The 22,015-nt window shown below is 46.5% G+C and carries 22 protein-coding genes; 8 read left to right on the top strand and 14 right to left on the bottom strand.

Annotated elements, in window-relative coordinates:
* Positions 1-203 precede the first annotated feature (203 nt).
* Both ACXHJ1_RS17840 and ACXHJ1_RS17835 read right to left on the bottom strand, forming a co-directional pair.
* A complete protein-coding gene (locus ACXHJ1_RS17840) occupies positions 204-1,484 on the bottom strand; it encodes an XRE family transcriptional regulator (protein WP_457904988.1) in 1,281 nt (426 codons plus the stop codon).
* Positions 1,485-1,505: 21 nt separating this feature from the next.
* Positions 1,506-2,324: a carbon-nitrogen family hydrolase gene (locus ACXHJ1_RS17835; protein WP_016822157.1), complete on the bottom strand. Its 819-nt coding sequence runs from the start codon at positions 2,322-2,324 to the stop codon at positions 1,506-1,508.
* A 178-nt stretch (positions 2,325-2,502) separates the two neighbouring features.
* Between ACXHJ1_RS17835 and ACXHJ1_RS17830 the strand changes: the two genes are divergently transcribed.
* The 8 genes from ACXHJ1_RS17830 (at position 2,503) to ACXHJ1_RS17795 (ending at position 10,431) form a co-directional block, all read left to right on the top strand.
* Positions 2,503-3,684: an aminotransferase class I/II-fold pyridoxal phosphate-dependent enzyme gene (locus tag ACXHJ1_RS17830; protein WP_457904987.1), complete on the top strand. Its 1,182-nt coding sequence runs from the start codon at positions 2,503-2,505 to the stop codon at positions 3,682-3,684.
* Positions 3,685-3,925: 241 nt separating this feature from the next.
* The gene (gene proB / locus ACXHJ1_RS17825) at positions 3,926-5,131 is read left to right on the top strand and encodes a glutamate 5-kinase (RefSeq protein ID WP_016822160.1); all 1,206 of its coding nucleotides are present in this window, start codon (positions 3,926-3,928) and stop codon (positions 5,129-5,131) included.
* Positions 5,132-5,143: 12 nt separating this feature from the next.
* On the top strand, positions 5,144-6,436 hold the full coding sequence (locus ACXHJ1_RS17820; protein WP_090890214.1) for a glutamate-5-semialdehyde dehydrogenase: 1,293 nt from the start codon (positions 5,144-5,146) through the stop codon (positions 6,434-6,436).
* A 38-nt stretch (positions 6,437-6,474) separates the two neighbouring features.
* The gene (proC, locus tag ACXHJ1_RS17815) at positions 6,475-7,341 is read left to right on the top strand and encodes a pyrroline-5-carboxylate reductase (RefSeq protein WP_404301907.1); all 867 of its coding nucleotides are present in this window, start codon (positions 6,475-6,477) and stop codon (positions 7,339-7,341) included.
* Positions 7,338-8,549, top strand: a complete 1,212-nt coding sequence (locus ACXHJ1_RS17810) for a 2,3-diketo-5-methylthiopentyl-1-phosphate enolase (protein WP_457904986.1) — start codon at positions 7,338-7,340, stop codon at positions 8,547-8,549. The genes proC and ACXHJ1_RS17810 overlap by 4 nt, the downstream gene beginning before the upstream one ends.
* Positions 8,546-9,223, top strand: a complete 678-nt coding sequence (locus ACXHJ1_RS17805; protein ID WP_016822164.1) for a 2-hydroxy-3-keto-5-methylthiopentenyl-1-phosphate phosphatase — start codon at positions 8,546-8,548, stop codon at positions 9,221-9,223. Before ACXHJ1_RS17810 ends, ACXHJ1_RS17805 begins: the two co-directional genes overlap by 4 nt.
* Positions 9,223-9,879: a methylthioribulose 1-phosphate dehydratase gene (locus tag ACXHJ1_RS17800; RefSeq protein ID WP_016822165.1), complete on the top strand. Its 657-nt coding sequence runs from the start codon at positions 9,223-9,225 to the stop codon at positions 9,877-9,879. Before ACXHJ1_RS17805 ends, ACXHJ1_RS17800 begins: the two co-directional genes overlap by 1 nt.
* A gap of 222 nt (positions 9,880-10,101) precedes the next feature.
* Entirely contained in the window at positions 10,102-10,431 is a 330-nt protein-coding gene (locus tag ACXHJ1_RS17795) for a nuclear transport factor 2 family protein (RefSeq protein ID WP_080942674.1), read from the top strand.
* A 17-nt stretch (positions 10,432-10,448) separates the two neighbouring features.
* Here the strand turns inward: ACXHJ1_RS17795 and ACXHJ1_RS17790 are convergent, their stop codons facing one another.
* From ACXHJ1_RS17790 to ACXHJ1_RS17735, 12 genes are all read right to left on the bottom strand, one after another.
* Positions 10,449-11,060: a flavin reductase family protein gene (locus tag ACXHJ1_RS17790; protein ID WP_025365106.1), complete on the bottom strand. Its 612-nt coding sequence runs from the start codon at positions 11,058-11,060 to the stop codon at positions 10,449-10,451.
* 161 nt (positions 11,061-11,221) lie between these two features.
* Positions 11,222-12,004: a hypothetical protein gene (locus tag ACXHJ1_RS17785; protein ID WP_016822168.1), complete on the bottom strand. Its 783-nt coding sequence runs from the start codon at positions 12,002-12,004 to the stop codon at positions 11,222-11,224.
* A 1-nt stretch (position 12,005) separates the two neighbouring features.
* Positions 12,006-13,265 (bottom strand): multi-tm2 domain protein, encoded by a 1,260-nt coding sequence (locus tag ACXHJ1_RS17780; protein WP_457904985.1) that lies wholly within the window; start codon positions 13,263-13,265, stop codon positions 12,006-12,008.
* 88 nt (positions 13,266-13,353) lie between these two features.
* Positions 13,354-13,824, bottom strand: coding sequence for a hypothetical protein (locus tag ACXHJ1_RS17775; RefSeq protein ID WP_340864927.1), 471 nt, complete (start codon positions 13,822-13,824; stop codon positions 13,354-13,356).
* Complete coding sequence (locus ACXHJ1_RS17770) at positions 13,821-14,504, bottom strand: RNA polymerase sigma factor (protein WP_457904984.1); 684 nt, start codon at positions 14,502-14,504, stop codon at positions 13,821-13,823. Before ACXHJ1_RS17770 ends, ACXHJ1_RS17775 begins: the two co-directional genes overlap by 4 nt.
* A 116-nt stretch (positions 14,505-14,620) precedes the next feature.
* Complete coding sequence (locus ACXHJ1_RS17765; protein ID WP_016822172.1) at positions 14,621-15,349, bottom strand: DnaD domain-containing protein; 729 nt, start codon at positions 15,347-15,349, stop codon at positions 14,621-14,623.
* A gap of 3 nt (positions 15,350-15,352) precedes the next feature.
* The gene (asnS, locus tag ACXHJ1_RS17760; RefSeq protein WP_016822173.1) at positions 15,353-16,648 is read right to left on the bottom strand and encodes an asparagine--tRNA ligase; all 1,296 of its coding nucleotides are present in this window, start codon (positions 16,646-16,648) and stop codon (positions 15,353-15,355) included.
* Positions 16,649-16,780: 132 nt separating this feature from the next.
* Complete coding sequence (locus ACXHJ1_RS17755) at positions 16,781-17,977, bottom strand: acetate/propionate family kinase (RefSeq protein WP_013371630.1); 1,197 nt, start codon at positions 17,975-17,977, stop codon at positions 16,781-16,783.
* Positions 17,974-18,846 (bottom strand): 3-hydroxyacyl-CoA dehydrogenase family protein, encoded by an 873-nt coding sequence (locus ACXHJ1_RS17750; protein ID WP_013371631.1) that lies wholly within the window; start codon positions 18,844-18,846, stop codon positions 17,974-17,976. Before ACXHJ1_RS17750 ends, ACXHJ1_RS17755 begins: the two co-directional genes overlap by 4 nt.
* Positions 18,847-18,982: 136 nt before the next feature.
* Positions 18,983-20,485 carry an AAA family ATPase gene (locus tag ACXHJ1_RS17745; RefSeq protein ID WP_031461654.1) on the bottom strand — a complete coding sequence of 501 codons (1,503 nt, stop codon included), beginning with the start codon at positions 20,483-20,485 and terminating at the stop codon, positions 18,983-18,985.
* Positions 20,478-21,011, bottom strand: coding sequence for a hypothetical protein (locus tag ACXHJ1_RS17740; RefSeq protein WP_016822175.1), 534 nt, complete (start codon positions 21,009-21,011; stop codon positions 20,478-20,480). Before ACXHJ1_RS17740 ends, ACXHJ1_RS17745 begins: the two co-directional genes overlap by 8 nt.
* A gap of 472 nt (positions 21,012-21,483) precedes the next feature.
* Positions 21,484-22,008 (bottom strand): cell wall elongation regulator TseB-like domain-containing protein, encoded by a 525-nt coding sequence (locus tag ACXHJ1_RS17735; RefSeq protein ID WP_019687843.1) that lies wholly within the window; start codon positions 22,006-22,008, stop codon positions 21,484-21,486.
* Between the last annotated feature and the right edge of the window lie 7 nt (positions 22,009-22,015).

Raw genomic sequence — 22,015 nt, 5'->3', positions numbered from 1 at the left:
CTTATGAATTCAGTATAGAAGACGGTATCCAACACCACAATACGTTTTGACGCATACAAAAAAACCGAAAAAACAGCAGCTTTAAACTGTTTTTTGTCGGTTTAGTTTTGAGCTTTGGGGCGGTTTGCACAAAATTTTGCGCACTTCAGAGCATTCTTTTGCACGATCATCTGAATGTTTTGTGAAAAACGAGTGCATTCAGCCTATTTTTTACGCAAAAGATAGACCAGCTTACGATAATACGCTGATGATTCTTTATAGCGACGACTGTCCTCGGATACTACAGCCAGCGTTTCATATAGTTGCTCAAGCCGCGCTGGATGCTGGAGAGTTTCAAAATAAGGCAAACATTGCAGAGCATGCATCCAAAAAGCATCCTGTTTTCCCTGGGCAAGCGCAAGCTGGCTTTCATAAAAATCAAGCCCCATTTGCTGATCCGTTGTCAGATTAGTTTTACGTAGCTGATCCAGATGCTGTGAGAGCAGTCCCCAGTTTTTTCGGGTAAATGCAATCTCACAACGGTATATCAGCGTAACGGGCAGCATCATTTGTTGCATTTCCTCTCTCTCCCGACTCACCAATGCTTCAAAACGCACTACTTCTTCCAAGGCCTTATCCAGCTCGCCAATCGATGTCAGCATAATAATCCGATTGTTCAGGATCGTCGTAAGCATATCTGCCGCATTTTCCAAATAGACCAAATTCGCCTCCGCCATAGACAACGTTAACAGTGCTTCCTGTACAGAACCCATAGCAAAGCAATATCCGCTATAAGTCACGTACAGGCCCGTCAGACGGTGAAAGAGCCGATCATCATATACCCTGCGCATTGTTTGCTCAAACACCTGTTTGGCCTGATCAAATTGCTTGACCTGAATACAGGCCTCCATCATAATGTTTTGCGCATTCAGCCAGTTTTCGGTTCCCTCATCCACCAGGCGGATGAGCTGCGTAACGTTATTTAGTACATCATAATAATGATTTTTAGAGCGGAAATATTGAATTTTATAAAATAAAATTGCTTTTTTTAGTGGTGCGGGCAACTCCACCTCATCCGAGCGACCAAACCTCTCCAAATAAAAATTCAAATAGGTTTGATGCAAATATTCATAGGCTGTTAGGTCATTTAGCTGCTGGAAATAAACAGCCTTCATCAAATAAGTCGTCATTTCCACCACGAGCGAATCGTTGCGATCCTCCAACTGATCCACATAGCTTTCCGTAGCGGGATTAGCCAGCTTGGACAGCTCTGTGAAAATCGTATCCGCTGTAGCCAGCGTCTCCTCATCCTCTGCCGATGCACGTAATAGGTAGGAAGATTGTACACCTAGACGTTCAGCAATTTGCTCAGCTAAATCCTCAGCCAGCGGGTAACGGTCAGCCAATATATTCGCAAAATGTGCAGGTGTAACTAATCCGTCTACTAACTCTTTACGGGATAGGTTTTTCTTTTTACACAAAAATTCAATGCGTTCCTTAAGCATGGATTATCCTTTCTATACTGACTATCGGTCATACAGCAGGGGACGCCGATCTTCAAACACTGGAATACGCCCACGCACGTCCTGAACCAAGGCAGACTCAATTGAGCCTGTGAGAATCTCCTCCTGCTCTCCGCCCTCGGCAATCATTTCTCCCCATGGATCAATGATGAGCGAATGCCCGAAGAAATCGGTATCTCCACTACGACCTACCCGGTTACAAGCAATGACATACATCTGATTTTCAATAGCCCGTGCGGTCAGCAGGGTACGCCAGTGGTGAAGCCGGGGATGAGGCCATTCTGCAGGTACGATCAGCAAATTTGCGCCAGACAGGGCCAGACTGCGAGCCAGCTCAGGAAAACGGATATCGTAACAAATTGACGCCCCAGCCTGTATTCCACCATCCAGTGCGAATACAACTTTCTCCTCGCCAGGCTGTAAATATTTCTCTTCATCCATAAGTCGGAACAGATGAATTTTAGAATACGACGCCACTTCTTTGCCTGTACGGTCAAAAACGAGCATCGTATTGTATACATGACCGTCGCTTTTTTTCTCTGCGATCGACCCTGCTACTACATTCACTTGATAAGTGGCGGCAAATGCCGCTATCCATGCCCGAGTCTCCGTGCCTTCTTCGTCCGCCAGCTCATGAATGCGATCCAAGGCATAACCTGTATTCCACATTTCCGGTAGAACAATCAGATCTGGCTTTTGTTCGGCCTTTACCGCTTGTTCCATTAAAGAACGGATATGATTGTGGTTTTCGGGAGGATTTCCTATCTCTATATGAGCTTGTATAAGTGCCACACCGAATGGCTGAGCTTCCTGATACGTCAAAGTTCTTCATCCTCTCTATGAGCCGGAACTTTTCCCGTGTCCCATTGTCCGGTATTTTCTCCCATCATAGCCCGATTAGTCTGGGTTACGCAACCATACAAGCTCAATTCCCCCTATACAACTCGGTAAAATCGTGATAGATTGTTTCTTAAACTATTCCAAAAGGTCGTGTACATTGATGACTCATTTTTCTATTCCCTCGGCTGACGTCATGAAACAGTTACCCACTCAATTTTTTGCCACACTTGTACAAAATGTAAACCGTGAAATTGCAGCAGGGCATGATGTCATTAATCTCGGACAGGGAAACCCGGACACTCCTACTCCATCTCATATTGTAAAAGCTTTGCAGGAATCAGCGGATAACCCGCTGTATCATAAATATTCTCCTTTCCGCGGCTACAGCTTTCTCAAAGAAGCCATCGTCCAGCGCTATCAGGAGGATTACGGTGTAACGCTTGACCCGGAAAGCGAGGTCGCCATCCTGTTTGGCGGAAAAACAGGCTTGGTTCAGCTACCGCAAGTTTTGCTCAATCCCGGCGATGTGTGTCTCGTCCCTGATCCCGGCTACCCGGATTACTGGTCTGGCGTAGCCTTGGCTAAAGCGGAAATGTCATTTCTCCCCTTAAAGGAAGAGAACCGTTTTCTGCCTGATTATGAAGCCATTTCCGAAGAAGATCGCCGCCGCGCCAAATTAATGTTCCTTAATTATCCGAATAATCCCACTGCGGCAACTGCCCCACTCTCCTTTTACGAGGATACGGTTGAATTTTCGCTACGTAACGGTATTGTGGTTGCCAGCGATTTTGCCTATGGCGCTATTGGATTCGATGGCAAGCGGCCTGTAAGCTTCCTACAGGCCGAGGGGGCTAAGGATGTGGGGATTGAGTTCCATACCTTGTCCAAAACATACAACATGGCCGGCTGGCGTGTTGGTTTCGCGCTCGGTAATGCCAAGATCATCTCGCTGATTAATTTGCTACAGGACCATATTTATGTAAGCCTGTTTGGAGGTATTCAGGCAGCAGCGGCTACAGCTCTGACGTCCTCACAGGAATGCGTAACCGAGCTGGTTGCTCGCTATGAATCACGCCGCAACACTTTTTATGATGCCCTTGGTCAAATAGGCTGGAAGGCGACGCGTCCAAGCGGCTCCTTCTTCAGCTGGTTGCCTGTGCCGCAGGGCTATACTTCGGCTTCTTTTGCCGATCTGCTACTGCGTGAAGTCAAGGTAGCTGTCGCTCCAGGGATTGGGTTCGGTAGCGGCGGCGAAGGATATGTGCGAGCAGGGCTTCTGAGCTCAGAAGCTCGACTGGCCGAGGCGGCTGATCGAATTGGCAAGCTAAACCTGTTTGGTTAAGCCGTATTTTCCAGCTACAACTTCTTTGCCAAACCTAGTCTTTTCGTGGTATTCTGTATCCAATATCATTTAGCGCGTTGAAGGGACTATTAAGAGAGACTCGGTCCTGTTCAGAGAGTAAATTCCGATAGGCTGCAAGAATTTACCTGGACTCTCTCCCAACTCCTATCCCCGAGCGCCCTGCGCAATCAGGCGGTCCCTGCCGTTAACAGGTTTTAAGTGGGATGATCATGAATCATCAATGAAGGTGGTACCGCGGAAGCACAAACTTTCGTCCTTTGCATACAAAGGATGGAAGTTTTTTTGCATTAAAAAGAGTAAAATTAAGGAAGTGGACGTCTTGTCAACACGTATCGTCATTAAAATCGGTAGTAGCTCCCTGACTGGAGTGGAAGGTGGCCTGAATCGGGAAGCCATCGCTTATTTTGCTAGGGAAATCAGCTTGCTTCGTGCAAAAGGCCATGAAGTGCTGCTGGTTACATCAGGTGCTGTAGCTGCCGGATTTCGGGAGATTGGGTATCCCTTTCGGCCCAAACTGCTGCATGAAAAGCAAGCAGCAGCTGCCGTCGGCCAAGCTCTTCTCATGCAAGCCTATGAGCAGGCTTTTAAAAATTTTGACCTCGTAATCGCGCAGGTTCTGCTGACCCGTAGTGACTTTCTGAGCCGCAAACGGATGAACAATGCCGGAATGACTGTAGAAGAATTGCTGCGCCAGCAGGTTATCCCGATTTTTAACGAAAATGACACCGTATCGATTGACGAATTGAAATTCGGCGATAATGATATGCTGTCTGCACTAGTTGCCAATCTGGTCAAAGCCCAGCATTTGATTATCATTACGGATACCGATGGCGTATATACGGCTGACCCGCGCAAGCATCCAAACGCTGTACGTTTTGAACGTATCGAGGAAATTACAGAGGAGATTTATGCATTAGCCGGAGGTTCTGGATCAGCAGTAGGAACTGGCGGCATGCGATCCAAAATCGAGGCTGCCAAAGTGGCTACACGCGGCGGTGTGCCTGTATATGTGGGACGGGTAAGCGAAAATGGTGATCTAGACGCAGCCGTCGAAGGACACGGACCAGGCACTTATTTTGATACTCACCTCTCCTCACTGCCGATGAAAAAACAATGGCTTGGATTTATGTCCACCCCTTTGGGCTCGGTGCATGTAGACCAAGGGGCCGAAGAAGCGTTAGTACACGGAGGACATAGTCTGCTTCCGGTTGGCGTACGACGTGTCGAGGGCAGCTTTCATGCTGGAGATGTCGTTGAGGTACTGGGACCGGAAAATAAGGTATTAGGACGTGGCATCGTCAATTATGATGATGAACAGCTTAAAATGGTACAAGGTTTACCTAGCGGTGAGGTTGTGGGCAAAATTGGTCCCATCCATCGGCTTGAGGTGATCCACAGGGATGAATGGATTACATTATGTATGTAGGGAGGCCATAATATGAGTGATTTAACGACAAAGACAGCGATAACAGAGGATAACCAGTTCAGCGAAGTACGAACCAAAGCAAGTCTCGCGAAAAAAAGTGCCGGGGTTATGAACCGACTGACTACAGCACAAAAAAACGAAGCATTGCTTGCTATGGCTGAAGCTCTAGTAAACCATGCAGAAGAGCTGATTGCAGCGAATCATATGGACTTAAAACGTGGTCGGGAGTTGGGAACGTCGGAATCGCTGCTCGACCGCCTCAAGCTGACCGAGGAACGAATTGGAGCTATTGCTGAAGGATTGCGGCAAATTGCGGCACTACCTGATCCGGTCGGCGACACACTTGAGCAAATTGAACGTCCGAACGGTCTGCGGATTGAGAAAATACGTGTACCGCTGGGTGTCATCGGCATCATATATGAAGCGCGTCCAAATGTGACCGTGGATGCTGCGGGTTTGTGCTTGAAAACAGGCAATCCGGTTGTGTTGCGTGGTGGTTCGGCTGCCCTTTCCTCCAACCGCAAGATTATTGAAGTGCTCCAGCAGGCGCTAGACGTAACAGCCGTGCCACGCGAGGCGCTTCAACTCATTGAAGATTCAGACCGTGCCTCCGTCAACGAAATGCTCACCTTGAACGGCTTGCTGGATGTGATTATTCCACGCGGCGGGCGTTCACTCATTCAAAATGTTGTTCAGAATGCTACCGTGCCTGTCATCGAAACCGGGGCTGGCGTATGCCATACGTTCTTGGACGCTACAGCGAATGTAGAAATGGCCGAAGCGATTACACTCAATGCGAAGGTACAAAGACCGTCCGTGTGCAACTCGATGGAAACACTGCTCGTACACTCGGATTATGCTCAAGCACATTTAACAGGATTGGCTGAACGTTTTCGTGATGCTGGGGTTGAGCTGCGCGGATGTGCACGGACACGAGAACTAGCTCCTTGGGCTGTCTCTGCCACGGAAGAGGATTATGGCACCGAGTACAATGATTACATTTTGAATGTAAAAGTCGTAAACAATTTGGACGAAGTGCTGGAGCATATTGCACGGTACGGCACGATGCATTCAGAGTGTATTGTTACTGAGAATAAAGCTCATGCTGAGCGTTTTCTGCAAGAAGTGGACGCGGCAGCCGTGTACCACAATGCATCCACCCGCTTCACGGATGGCTTCGAGTTTGGATTTGGTGCCGAGATCGGAATCAGCACACAAAAATTACATGCCCGCGGCCCTATGGGATTGCCTGCCTTGACTTCAACCAAATACCGCGTGTACGGTACTGGACAAATCAGGGAATAATATCATAAATCAATCCGTATCTTTGGAGGTATGAATCCATGTGTGAATCACAAACAAAGGTGTTAATTAACGAGCAAATTACGTTTTTCGGTGCAGGTTCAATGGCTGAGGCTATTATTCGTGGGATGACGAATCGTTCTGTCGTTAAACGTGGCGGTATTACCGTCATCAACCGCAGTAATCAGGCTCGTCTTGAAGAACTCCAACAGCAATACGGAGTATTGTTCCAAACTGAGGATGCAGCCAAAACGGAACTGCTGCGTCATTCTCCAGTGATCGTGCTTGCCATGAAGCCTAAAGATGCTGCCGGGGCACTTGGACAGCTCGGTCCCCTTCTGTCAGATGAACAGCTGATCATTTCGGTCATCGCCGGGTTGTCTATTCGTACCATGCAAACGTTGCTTGGTCGCAAACAGCCAATCGCACGGACGATGCCCAACACATCCAGTTCGATTGGACTGGGAGCCACAGGCATCAGTTTTTCCAAGGAGATCAGCGAAACTCAACGTAAAAACGTGCTTACGATGTTCGAATCCGTAGGTACAGTAACGGTTATAGAGGAAGAGAAAATGGATGTACTGACCGGCATTTCCGGAAGCGGCCCTGCCTATGTCTACTACTTAATGGAGGCCATGATTGCCGGGGGAATCCGCGGTGGCTTGACTCCTGAACAAGCGCATGAACTAACAGTGCAAACTGCGCTTGGCGCAGCACGCATGGTCCAGCAAACCGGAGAGGAGCCTTCTGCCCTTCGTCATAAAATCATGTCTCCTAATGGCTCCACGGTAGCTGCATTGGAAACACTGGACAAAGGTGACTTCTACGAAACGGTGATTTCGGCGGTGCAGCGCTGCGCTGAACGATCCCGCGAGATGGGAGCTGTACTTAAGGAGGGAATTGAGTGAGCTATTGCCTGGCGACCTACCGAATATACGATGACAAAGCTGATTTTAAGCAAAAGGCCCAATCTATTGCCATCGGCATGACGGTGGGCAGCTGGACTGAGCTCCCGCAGGCCAAGCGGGATGCGATGCAGAAGCATCTCGGCTCTGTTCAATCTGTGGATATTCACGATGGAGGTCCCGGTGAGCGGTACGCCGACTTAACGATCGCTTACCCGGATGTCAATTTCAGCCGTGATATTCCCGCATTGTTGGTTACGGTCTTCGGCAAAATTTCGATGGACGGCCGAATTAAGCTGATGAAGCTGGGTTTCTCGGAAGCATACCTCTCTGCTTTTTCAGGTCCGAAATTCGGTATCAGCGGCTTGCGTGAGCAGCTTGACGTGTATGACCGGCCTCTGCTCATGAGCATTTTCAAATCCGTAATTGGGCTCAATTTGGACGAACTGCGTGAACAGTTTACCCGTCAGGCTCTCGGCGGCGTTGATCTGATCAAAGATGACGAGATCTTGTTTGAAAATGGGCTGACGCCGATTGAAAAACGTGTCGAAGCCTGTATCCGAGCTGCCGAAGCGGCTGAACGTGAAACTGGTAAAAAGCTGCTGTATGCCGCTAATTTAACCGGTCCAACCTCGCAGCTCAAAGCGCAAGCCCTCAAGGCTATTGACGCAGGCGCGAACGCATTACTATTTAACGTGCTGGCCTATGGTTATGATGTGCTGCATGAGCTTAGCAGCGATCCCGCCGTTTCGGTACCGATTGCAGCCCATCCTTCATTAGCAGGTGCTGCATACCCATCACCTCATTATGGTATATCGGCGTCCGTCCTGCTTGGTCAGCTTATGCGGCTGGCTGGTGCTGATCTCGTTCTCTTCCCTTCCCCCTATGGCTCAGTGACAATGCCGCGTAAGGAAAACATGGCGATTCGCGACGAGCTTATCACCCCTGCTCTACCGCTGAAGACCAGCATGCCTGTCCCTTCCGCAGGGATACACCCCGGTCTGGTGCCACTCATTGTACGCGACTTTGGTACTGATGTGGTGGTTAACGCCGGGGGCGGTATTCACGGACATCCACTGGGTACGGAAGCTGGTGGGCGCGCTTTTGTGCAGGCGATTGAGGCGGTGCAGCAGAATGTCCCGCTGGCCCAATACGCCCGCACTCATCCTGAGTTGCAATCTGCGCTCGACACCTGGGGAGGCGAACGATGAGCACAGCCAAGAAGCCTGTCATTTTTTGTGATTTTGACGGGACCATTACGAACAGTGATAATATTGTCGCTATTATGAAGCATTTTAAGCCTGTGGGCTATGAGCCCATCATGCATCAAATCGTGAACGGGCATATGTCCATTCGTGAAGGCGTAGGTGCGATGTTCGCCTTGATGCCTTCGAAGCTTAAGGAAGACGTTATCTCATATGTACTTGGACAAGCGGGTATACGTCAGGGCTTTGCACGCTTTTTGGACTTTGTACGAGAGCAGCAGATTGAATTTTTCGTTACTAGCGGCGGCATTGATTTTTTTATTGATCCATTGCTAGAACCGTTCGGCATCCCGCAGGATCACATTTTTTGCAACGGAGCGGATTTTTCCGGGGCTCACATCCAGATCACGTGGCCGCATCGGTGTGAGGAGCCATGTAAGAATGACTGTGGCATGTGCAAAACGACCGTCATTCGTCAATACCCTCCCGAGCAATACGAACGGATTTTGATTGGCGACAGCCTGACAGATTTTGAAGGAGCCAAAATTGCCGACCTTGTGTACTCCCGCTCACATCTGACATTAAAGTGTCAAGAGCTTGGCGTACCGCATGTACCCTTTGAGACATTTGACGATATTATCGAGGATTTAAAGCAAAAACAGGAGCAGGGGGTACTGTAATGAGTTTTAACTTGGCAGACATTTCGTTTGAGGAAAAACGCCGTTCACTGGAAGAACTCGCTGATGTCAAGGAGCTATTCGCCTCTCGCAACTGGTTCCCAGGTACAAGCGGTAATCTGTCGATCCGAATTGGTAATTTTCACCCAGAACAATTTTATTTTGCAGTCACCGCTAGCGGCAAGGATAAGACCAAACGTACTCCTGAGGATTTTCTGTTCGTAGACCAATACGGAAAAGCGGCAGAAGCCACAAACCTCAAGCCAAGTGCAGAGACGCTCATCCATTGCGAAATTTACCGCCTGACAGGCTGTGGAGCAGTTTTTCATGTGCATACCGTGTTTAACAACCTGATTTCCGAATATTACGGTGAGCAGGGCTTTGTACCTGTGCAAGGCATCGAGCTCATTAAGGCTTTTAACATTTGGGAGGAAAATGCCGCCATTCAGATTCCCGTACTGCCAAATTATGCTGACATCGCCTCAATTGCCAAGCTGGTACCAGACGTGCTGAATGATCAGGTTCCAGGCATTTTATTGCGTAATCATGGCATTTATGCATGGGGTCGTGATGTGTTTGAAGCTAAAAAGCATCTGGAGGCGTTTGAATTTCTGTTTGAAACGACCTATCGCTCCTTGCTACTGAAAACTTCAAAATGAATAAATTATAAATATTAAAGATGCGTATCATTGAATGGTAAAAGTGGTCATTGAATGAATATTGAGAACGGTACCTAGCGAAAGCACGGAACGTTCTCTTTTTTATTTAAAAAAAGCAACCTATTCTACTGGCTACCTAAAAACTAACCTGTTTTTCTCAAATGGACTTTTTTAATCCAATGAAGGTATCACTGCAAATTAAAAGGCAACTGGGGTGATAAGTTGAGTAAAGAATTAAAAGATATAATATTAAGTTTAGAAAAGCAGTTAATGCATGCTCGAAGAGAGGATTTTGAAAAACTATTAGCTCATGACTATATTGAGTATGGTTCGTCGGGTAGAAAGTACGACAAGTCAATGCAATTAACCTTTTTAAAGAGTAGGTCTCCATTGAACCATATACCATTTATAATTACTGACTTTAACATAAGGTTGTTATCTTCAGAAATTATACATGCAACATACTGTACTGAGTCAAATGATACCGGAATTAAATCATTAAGAAGTTCAATTTGGAAATTAAATGAAGGGCAATGGCAATTTTCAATATAGTAAAAAAACAACGTCCCCTATTGGGGACGCTCCAGCGTGAATTGCTCACCTAGCTTTGCATAGTTGTTTCCAGCCAACCGACTCACCGGACGCAACTCCTTGGCAATCACATATGTATTTTGGTACGCTTCCTCTGATAAATGATACTGCACTACGCGCCCAATTAATAGGTCACAGGCAGGTGTGTCCTCCTTGCCTCCCAGCGGTATCACCTTCTCCAAAATACATTCCATACGTATTTTCGCTTCAGTCACACCGGGAACTGCAATTTTTGTACTCTTTATTGGGGTGAGACCTGCCAGTGTAACCTCACTCTCCTCCGGCGACAGACGAGAAGCTGTCACATTCACTGCCCCCACATTGTCTTCGTCTGTAATATGTACGACAAAAGCATTGTGCTCCATCGCATTACGCGCTGTATCTTTAGAAACTCCATCGACACGCTGTACGGATACAGACAGCAGTGGCGGCTCGGCAGCGACGATGGAAAAATAACTGAACGGAGCACCATTCAGCACCCCTTCGCTGCTCAAAGTCGTTACAAACGCTACCGGCCTTGGGATAATACTCCCGGTCAACAGCTTATAATTTTCACGCTCTGTAAGTGTGTCAGGATTTAAAGAAATCATTTTTTCCCTCTTTTCCGACTACATTCGCTTCGAATGTATATCATCAAGTTACGCCTGGTAAGCAACTACATCTTATAACCAGTCACATGGTGCAACTCAGGCTTCCCTAACAAGTATCGCGTGAATGATACAAAATGTAAAGCTGAAGCTAGAAGCCCTCTCTATTTTTCAATCACATTCCCCTGACTGTCACGCACAGTAACCGCTATTCCCTCAGGGACAGCAATGGTAACGTCAAGCTGATGATGTGTCTGCATAAAACGTGTGGGAACCTGGCTGAGAAGTACATATAGTGTGTCTCCAATTTGCTTTGTCTGATACAGCTCCGTTCCTTTGAAATCATCCTCATTGCCTGTATATATATAATTCCCGAACACATGCACCTCCGGTGAGGTGGTTGCGTCAATTTTGACCGCATAGGGATCTTCTCCCTGTACAATCACCTTGGTCACTCCGGCAGGGAGTTTTTCATGCCAGTCTGGGAGAGTCCTTGTTTCCTGAACCGAACTCATCATTTCTCTGACTTGCGGAGTGATGCCCAATGAGCTGACTAAGGCAAATCCGATACAACAAAAAACCAATATCGCCGTAATAAACATACTGAACAGATCATAGCGAATGCGCTCACGTGTCCCTTTCCAAGCGGTATACATTAAAATCTCCAGTCCCAGCAAAACAAACACGACAGGCCACCACGTCAACGCTTGATCCAGTATGCCCGCTCCCCAAAACTTAGACGCAAACGTTACGCCGCCCAGCAGTACCAGAAAAAGCCCCATGGACAGCCTTCCAACTTTCCACACACCTGTTGGAGCGTTTGAGCTCTTGGAGGTGCCATTCTTATGGGATGAAGTGCCCAATAAACCTATTGCCCCAGTCACGTCGCTCTGAGAGTGATGGGCTCCCTTAAAGGAAGCCTCACTCTTTGAAAATTCAGTATCCATTCTATCGTTTCTCCTTTGCTCGCTTCAATTTGGAATTACCGATCATCATCCAAACACCGCCGCCTATTAATAGAAGGGAGACAATAATGGTTCTTAAATACATATCAACTAAATTGTAAATTTGTCCATCCGGGAACAGACGGTCCAGTGTCGGAACAAGTACGTTAATCAGGATGTAGTATGCACCTAGCAGAAGCAGTCCCAAGCCTACCCAGCGATGATATTGAGCAAACATACCGATCACAGGCTTGTCGATCAGCTGCTCCTGCCCATAACGGCTTACCTGCTGCAATGCATCAAAAAAGCTGTAAAACCAGACCACCGGGATTAGAAACAAAAAGAGTGAAAGATGCAGCACGTCCAGTATATAGATAAATCCTAAAAACAGTAGCATGAGCTGTAGTCCACGTTTTTGCAACCCAATATACATATGTCCGGCACCGGGAAATACCGATAAAATGGTAGCCAGCATTTTACTACGACGTCCCTCAACTCTTCCATGCTCCAGTTCCTCAAACAAAGTCCGGTCCTGAAGAATGTCTCCAGCTTGTTTACGATGTACATGCTGCACCGCATCAAACATGCAATACAGCCAAATAATCGGCAACACGCCTGCAAACGCCAAAAATCCGGATTCGTTCGTTATGCTAGTAATAAAGATGAGGATCGCGCCAAAGCCAAAGAAGGATAACAGAAAAGACAAGCCACGCTGCATCAGCCCCAAATGAAGGTGCCCCAAACCCGGAATGAATGACAGCAAAATCGTAAAAAATCGTTCATTATCCGATCCTTTTTGAAAAGCACGTGATCCTGCCATACCATAGTATCCTTGTTGATAATACCCGGGACCAGATCCCATACCTCCCCCCGTGGTATTCGTGCCTGTGTCTGTTGCTCCCTCCGGCACCTCTCCTGTTAAACCAGCCTCTCCATAAGGTTCACTTTGCGAGTAAAAGCCATATGGATTGGGTCCTGCATGAGGGGGGTATGGAGCAGCGACTGCACGAGGATCATAACGTAATAAGCTAATCACGATATGTAGCATGCAGAGTCCCCATAAAAGGGCAGCAATAAACATACCCACCAAAAAAAACGCTCCGTCACTTGCTACCACTGACAAAAATATTCCCCCTGCCAGACATCCGAAAAACAAAATGGTATAGACAAACGCATTGGTTTTTCTGGTCCAGTAATAGTGTCCTACACCCGGAATGATGTTCAATAGAAATGCCAATAGCTTGCTTCGTTCCGTATAAGGCATCGCTACACTTCCTTTCTATTTATGGAATCTTGGTAAAATTCCCAACTGAAGGTTGATTTTAAACTTGTTCGTCTTACCCTTAACTTATTTAGGGCTTTAATTTATCGAGCCAGGTTGTCGTAGCTTGCATGACTTCTTCACTGTAAGAGACGCGTTCTTTTGAAGGAACCGGCTTATTGCCTGTTTGCGGCATCATTTTGTCAAAGGCTCCACTGGATAGCAAGATCAACGTCAGACTTGCGGCAATAACATAGTGGAACACAGGTTTCTCAAACCAGCGACGTTTTTTAAACATAATTTGACTCGGTTCAGCTTCTATATCGGGAAGAACGGCCATTACCTGATCTATGAAGCGCTCCGTATCCATCCAGGCAGAGTGTTCTTCCAATGTCGGCTCTAATTGCTCCAGTGCGACAAGATATAGCATCAGCGCTTGTTCATCTTCCAACAAGAGCTTTTCCAGTCGGGTAGATTCCTCTATCGAACAAGTTCCTGTAATGTATGCATGCCAGTCATTCGTTTGCCCTTCCATCCACGGTCTATCCTGTTGGTCAGTCATTGCCATTCCTCCTCCTTCCAGTGATTCCGAATCCATAGTCGTGCCCGATAGAGTCTGGACTCTACCGTTTTTAAAGCTACCTGCGTCTCTTCTGCTATTTGATCGTAGGTTTTGCCCTGCATATAGTAGGCTTGAATAATATCTCGATGCTGCTGGGGCAACTGGGCGATTTTTTGTAATAGTTCTACCGTTTGCTCTTCACGGATGAGTCGGGCCAATACATCTTCATCCGGGGAAGGGAGCTGCACAAGGGATTGTGCCACGTCTATAAGCTCTGCGGGTCGCCTGTCTTGTTTGCGCTTGATATCCAGCGCTTTATGGAGCGCAATTCGGCTCAGCCACGTTTTAAACCCTTCGTTCCGGTACTGGGGGAGAGACTTGTACACTTGAACGAACGCCTCCTGCGCGGCATCCTCCGCTTCCTTGCTGTCATGCAGTACCGAATAGGCCACATGAAATACATGCTTGCTGTACAGCTCTACGATCTCACGGAACGCCTGCCGATCACCGGACCGGATTCGTTCAATGATTCTCTCTATATCAATGACGCTCTCCCCCTTCCCAATACTATAGACGCCAGGAATTTTTCTTCCCCTGCATATTTCTAAAAAAAATTTAAAAAGGACACACCCTCCTAATCGGAAGGGTGTGTCCTCTATCCTTAAAGTCTGCTTACTCACTTTAATTTCTGCCCTTCATGTGCACAGGCGTTACTCCACGGTTGTCCATGTATCGCCATCTCACTGTGAAAGTCATAGTGCATCAAATTACTATCCACAAGGCTCAATTTGCTACTTTAATTGCGACCGCCACCACGGAATCGCTGAGCATATTCTTTCGCATCCTGTGCATTACGAACCCGGTTTCGGCTCCACTCTAGCAGAATGCGATCTATATACCGGAAATGTACCTTCCCAGCAAATACCGCTTCCTTCAGGGCCAGCAAAATAAGCTCCTCCGGATACCGATCCTGATCCACCCAACTGCTGATCGTCTCATATTCCATCGGTGATAATGGTCGGCCGAATTCTTTCTCAAAAATCGTGAATAAATTTCGTTCTTCTGTAAGTGGAGATTCCGATACTCCATTCAGTAAATCCGGCTTCCCGGCAAACAAAATGTCATCTTCATCGTGCTGCTCCGAACGCTCGGCGATCATACATTCAGCCAGCTTGCGATACAGGCCCGCCAAGTTATAACGTTCAAATTGGACGGATGAACTGCGGTCTTCCACGGAATCTATTCGCAAAAACCCTTCTTTCATGAGCTTACTGAAATAAAGCGCGATTTCGTTTGCAGTGCACCCAATTCGAGCCTGCAATTGCTCCCATGTAGGAAATTCATTACGTTCCGCTTGTTTAAATGCAAGTAACTGCATCAGTAGCAGCATTTCACCATCCGTCAGCCGAAGCGTCCGATAATGCTTGAGCAGAGCGTAGGGAATTTGAACCATTCCGGTTTCCATAGCATAGGCTACTCCCTCCGCCCAATCTGCCGCTGATGTCTTATCAAATGATCCTGTCATTGATTATGGATACAAACGATACAGCATACGTGGGAACGGAATCGTTTCACGTACATGATCGAGTCCACAAATCCATGCTACTGTACGCTCCAGTCCCAATCCAAAGCCAGAATGCGGAACGGTACCATAGGTGCGCAGATCCATATACCATTGGTAGGCTTCGCGTGCCAGGTTATGCTCGTTAAAACGTTCTTCCATCAATGCTGGATCGTCAATTCGTTGGGAACCCCCGATAATTTCGCCATAACCTTCAGGAGCGATCATATCGGCACACAGAACAACCTCTGGGCGGGATGGGTCAGGTTTCATATAGAATGCTTTAATGTGAGTCGGCCAATGCGTAATGAACACAGGCTTGTTATATCTTTCGGCAATAGCCGTTTCATGAGGAGCACCAAAGTCTTCCCCCCACGGGATGTCGAATCCTTCACCTTGAAGGAAGGCAATCGCCTCATCGTACGTAATCCGTGGGAACTCGCCTTGAATTTGCTCCAGCTTCGAAACATCGCGTCCGATAGCTTCAAGCTCCTTCGCGCAATTTTTCAGAACAGACTGCACGATATGGCTTACAAACTGCTCCTGAACGCGCAAGGATTCTTCGTGATCCACAAAAGCCATTTCAGGCTCGATCATCCAGAACTCAATCAGGTGACGACGTGTTTTGGACTTTTCCGCACGGAAGGTTGGACCAAAGGAATATACTTTACCCAACGCCATTGCCGCAGCTTCCATGTACAGCTGTCCGCTTTGTGTCAAATAAGCATCCTCGTCAAAATATTTGATGTGGAACAACTCAGTTGTACCTTCCGCAGAAGAAGGAGTCAAAATAGGCGGGTCTACCTTCGTAAAACCGTTGCCGTTGAAAAACTCCTGTACAGCACGGATAATTTCCGCCCGGATAATCAGTACTGCACGTTGCTTGGCGGAACGCAGCCACAAATGGCGATGATCCATCAGGAAATCTACACCGTGCTCTTTTGGGGTAATCGGGTAGTTTTCGGTCAAATGAATGATTTCAATACCTGTAACCGTTAATTCATAGCCCGATTGACTGCGCGGCTCCTCTCGCACGATTCCAGTTACATAAAGGGAGCTTTCTTGTGTCAGGGATTTGGCGTCATTCCAAATATCCTCAGACACTTCGCTTTTTACGATAACCCCTTGAATATACCCGCTACCATCACGTAGTTGCAGGAACTGAATTTTACCACTAGACCGCTTATTGTTTACCCAAGCACCAATTGTAACCGTTTCCCCTACATGGCGACCCACTTGGGCAATCGTACTTTTATTTGTCATGACCGTCTCTCTCCTTGAACCGAAAATCAAACAGCCCTTCCCCTTGGGTCAGGCTGTTTGCTCTCGCTGTTTGGTGCATGTGGTACTTAAACCATAGTTCCACATGTATAAAGTTTACACTTACGGACCGAACTACTGAACCAGACGGAACGTGTCACGGGCAATTACCAGTTCTTCGTTTGTTGGAATGATCAGTACTTCTACCTTTGAATTTGCAGTTGTAATCCGGCGAATCTCGCCAGAACGAATAGCGTTCAATGATTCATCCAGCTCGATACCGAGGAATGTCAGTTGTTCCAACACTCTCTTACGCAGAACGATGGAGTTCTCGCCTACGCCTGCTGTAAATACAATTACGTCTACTCCGTTCATTGCGGCAGCATACGAACCAATATACTTGCGCAGACGGTATTCATACATTTCAAATGCCAATGTAGAATTAGCTTCGCCTTTTTCCATACCTTCAGTGATTTCACGCATATCACTGCTGATACCAGAAATAGCTAGAAGTCCACTATGCTTGTTCAGCATGGAATTGACTTCATTGACAGTCAATTCTTCTTTGTTCATGACATAAGGCACGATTGCTGGGTCCAAATCACCACTACGAGTACCCATCATAAGTCCTTCCAGTGGAGTCATACCCATGGAAGTATCTACAGACAAACCGCCTTGAACTGCTGTTACACTACCACCATTACCGATATGGCAAGTGATGATCTTCAAGTCTTCCAAAGGACGGCCGACAAATTTGGCAGCTTCCTTACTTACAAAGTCATGGGAAGTGCCGTGTGCACCGTAACGACGAACCTTATACTTATTGTACAACACTCTCGGTATGGCGTACATATAAGCTTTTTCTGGCATGGTTTGATGGAATGAAGTATCAAATACCACAACTTGCGGTACTTCTGGCATATTCAATTCAGCCGCTTTAATCCCCATCATGGATGCTGGGTTATGCAGTGGAGCCAGGTCGAACAAGCGACGGATTTCACTCTTCGCTTCAGGAGTTACGAGCGCTGACTGCTTGAAAATTTCGCCTCCATGAACCACACGATGGCCCACAGCCTGAATTTCGCTAATGCTGGAGATAACACCATGCTCTGCATCTGTGAGTGCATTCAGTACTTTACGGATGGCAGTAGTATGCTCCAAAATTTCGCTAACTTCAGTGTATTCTTCCTTATTGGTTGGTTTATGCGTCAGAATCGAAGAGTCCATACCGATGCGCTCTACCAATCCTTTTGCCAAAACGGACTCATCCGTCATATCATACAATTGGTATTTCAGGGAAGAACTCCCTGCGTTGATTACGAGAATTTTCATATCCGGTCACCATCCTTGTCATACTTAAAGAAGCCTTCGCCCGATTTCACGCCCAGATTACCTGCACGTACCATTTTCTTCAGGACGATGGACGGACGGTATTTCAGTTCGCCAAATTCACGGAACATCCGCTCCAGAGCCGCCAAAACGGAATCCAGACCAAAGCGGTCAGCCATTTCCAAAGGACCGTTTTGGAAGTTGTAGCCGATACGCATAGCATCGTCGATATCTTCGGCAGAAGCTACGCCCTCTTGAAGTACATGAGCTGCTTCGTTAATCAGCAGACAGATAATCCGGCTAGTTACAAAGCCAGGAGATTCATAAATCATGACTCCTTTTTTCTCCACGATTTCTTCCACGAACATTTTCGTGTTTTCAAAGGTATCATCTGAAGTTTTCAAACCACGAATAATTTCTACAAGATCAATACGGGATACTGGATAAATAAAGTGCATACCAATAACACGCTCTGGATACTTGGTCGAGCTGGCAAGCTCGGTCAGGCTCAGCGTGGATGTATTACTTGCAAGGATGATGTTGCTTGGACATACATGATCCAACTCTTGGAAAACAACTTTCTTCTCATCCAGATTCTCTGTAATGGTTTCAATGACCATATCACAGCTAGCGAGCTCCGCCAGATGGGATACTTTTTCAATGCGAGATAAAATCAGTTTTTTCTCTGCTTGGGTAATTGCCCACTTTTCCAGTTGCTTATCTAGACTTGTTTCAATCATATTATAAGCGTAGTCTAGTTTTTCTGGTGTCTGCTCTACTAGCAGCACATCGATTCCTTTGGACGCAAGCATTTCAGAAATACCTTGTCCCATGGTGCCGCCGCCAATGACGCCGATTTTTTTAAATTGCATGGTTCTTAACTCCACCCTTTCCTGGTCACTCTCATATATTGTATCCTTCTTTGTCGAAAAATACATGTTTATGTCCCAATAGATAATAATATCTTAGCACGGACTAAAAGTAAAAAAAAATAACCAGCATAAAAAATTATGCTGGTAATAAAGCATTTTCACTAAATTGACATCTAAATTGATCTCCGGACAGCGTTTCTTCCTTCATCAAGATGTCAAGAGAATTGTCGAACACAGGACGATGCTTTTCCAACAACTCCAAAGTGCGGTTATGCAGGTCATTCATAATCTCGCCATTTTCCCGCATGAGTTCCTCTTTTGTAACCATTTCCATGTTAATAATCCCAAGAGAAGTCAAACCGGAAGTCATCATCGTATGAACGATGTTCAGTGCCTGCTCAAAATCATTACTTGAACCAGTACTTCGACCGCCGTAGTACATTTCTTCTGCTGTAGCCCCTGCGAGCGAGATCATAATTTGCTCCTCCAGGTACTGCTTGGTATATAAATAATGCTCTTGCTGTGGGTTGTGACGCACGTAACCGAGCGCTTTCCCACGCGGGCTGAGCGCTACTTGACTTACACTACCGGGACGGACGATTTCAGCCATAATAGCATGTCCCAGCTCGTGAATCGCTACACGTTTTTTCTCTTCGAATGTCGATTCTCGGTCTGTTTTCTCACCCATCATCACCTTGTCAATCGCCATGGACAGATGACTTTGCGCAATCATTTGCTGATCCTGTCTCATTGCATAGATGGCTGCTTCATTCATGACGCTCTCCAACTGTGCACCGGAAAAACCGTAAGACTCCTCTGCAATTTTGTCCAAATTAGCATCTTCCTGGATCGGTTTGTTTTTGGCATGAATTTTAAGGATATGAAGACGGCCCTTCTTATCAGGCAAGTCTACTTGAATATGACGGTCAAAACGTCCTGGACGCGTTAAGGCGCTGTCCAGCATTTCTTTACGGTTTGTTGCCGCAATGAGCAATATCCGCGGCGTATCTGCCGAATAAATGCCATCCATTTCTGTCAGCAACTGATTCAAAGTCTGATCATATTCTCGTTGCTGTCCACCCTCACGCTTACCGCCAATAACATCAATCTCGTCAATAAAAATGATTGCATTTTCTTTCTTTTCCTTGGCTGCACGAGTGCGAGCCTCCCTAAACAACTCACGGACACGACCTGCACCAACACCTACGTACATTTCAACAAATTCACTGCCTGAAGCTGCAACAAACACTGAATTGGTATAGTGTGCAGCTGCTTTCGCCATCAGCGTTTTCCCTGTTCCCGGAGGGCCTGTAAGCAAAACGCCTTTCAATGGACGAATGCCAAACTTGGAAATTTCATCATGACGATTCAAAAAATCCAAGGCTTCACGCAATTCCTGTTTAGCGCTTTCTTGTCCACCAATTTCCTCAAAAGTCAGCTTGTCCGGACCATTTTTTTTACGTTTGCGCTCTTGCCCGGCACCTACGGCCAAGCCGCCACGAGCATGCATGAGCATTAACAAGCCACTGAGCATCACGCCCGCAACAAGAAGAGGGATAATGTTCACCCCAATAAAAACGAGAAATATAATGGCCACCGGCACAATACCGATTAATATTTCCTTGATCCATCTAGGCATTAGGCCATACCCCCATTTGCTGAGATTGACGTGGCAAAACGATAAACTTCGTCGCATTGCCTTCGCTGAGTCGGATATAGACATTGTTCGAATCCATATCGGTATCAGCCTTGATACCTGTCTTTTTCTTTTTCATCTGCTCAACTGTAGATGAAATTTGAGTATACTTTTTATTTTCCATCGCTTCGGCTACAGGAAACATAGCCTCAGACCACCATTGATTCAGTGCTGAATTGGAACGATCTGCGATATCCAGCTTAATGGTGCGGCTGCCAATGATGGATTGCCCTTTTTGCTTAACCACATCGACTAATCCGGCCACATCCGCCTGCGGTTTGAGATCTAGTTTCAATACCACCTGATCCTGTTTAATATCTATTTGAGCGCTTGTCACGCCTGGATATTGAGATACCAGTTTTTCCAGAGGACTTTGCATTGTAACCTGACGGTAAATGAACCATCCTCCAAACATTAACAAGGCTGCCAAAACGGCCGCCACAACAATAGGAACTGCACGCAATTTCAAACAACATCCTCCTCTCAAAATGTAAAACCCAGAAGAAACGGGACGAATGTCAACAAACAACCAAATTGCATGATCTTATAATGATCAGCAACTCATTTTTCTATCATTTTTGTCTATCACTTATAAAATATAGTATATCATAACGTAAATCTAATATCGAAGGCAATGTGTGGAGGAGTTGTGATAAGGCAAAAAAATGCTTCCTGGCTTTTAGTCCAGCTTTGCGGAGCAATAAGTAAAAAGACGCAAATACGAATTAGATCGTATTTGCGTCTTTTTTTATTACTTTCAATCATTCCAAGCTATATAGACTGAGTATTAAAGTTATTTGGAGTGGCCCATGGTTGTCAGCCAGCGGAGTGGAACACTTGAATCTGCAGAAGCGAAGCGATCGTAAGATCAAATAGACTACGCAGCGCTCCTAACGCTCTTGGGTACTCCCAAGCCACCAATCCACACTCTTAACATGGTGCTAGTAATTAGGCAAAGTATACTTTATCCCCGTCGATGCTCCATCTGAGAAACGGTAAAAGGTATAGTTGTGATGGCTTTCATCATCGTAAAACAGTTGCCATACATATTCGCCATTGAACACACTCGGTTGGAGCCTTACAATTTTTGCATTTGGAAGTTGCTGCTGAATTATCGCTGTCATTTTTTGCTCGTCGACTCCGTTTTTCATCAGCTCGGTATGAACACCGCTTGGATCTGCGGCAGGTATGTTAGGTTTCCCCTCCATTTTTTGAAAAGGAACCCACACCATTATATTTTCATTCTGTGCGTTTTTTCCTTGAACTACCCAATATATCTGATCCCACACAGACTTCCATGTCTGAGTCGTGCTAACCAGACCACCTGATTGCTTGGCCTTCATGATAGCGGCATTTTTCTCAGCCACCTGGTCTTGAGTAACATACGAATAATACCAGAAAATGCTGACCAGGATCAGTATTACGGCCAAAATGGCGACCGCTATCCATTTCTTCTTATTTTTCAAACCTGTG

This window comes from Paenibacillus sp. ALE2 (assembly GCF_054113385.1).
Note: the sequence above shows the minus strand (reverse complement) of the source record. Positions and strands in the feature narration are given on the sequence as shown.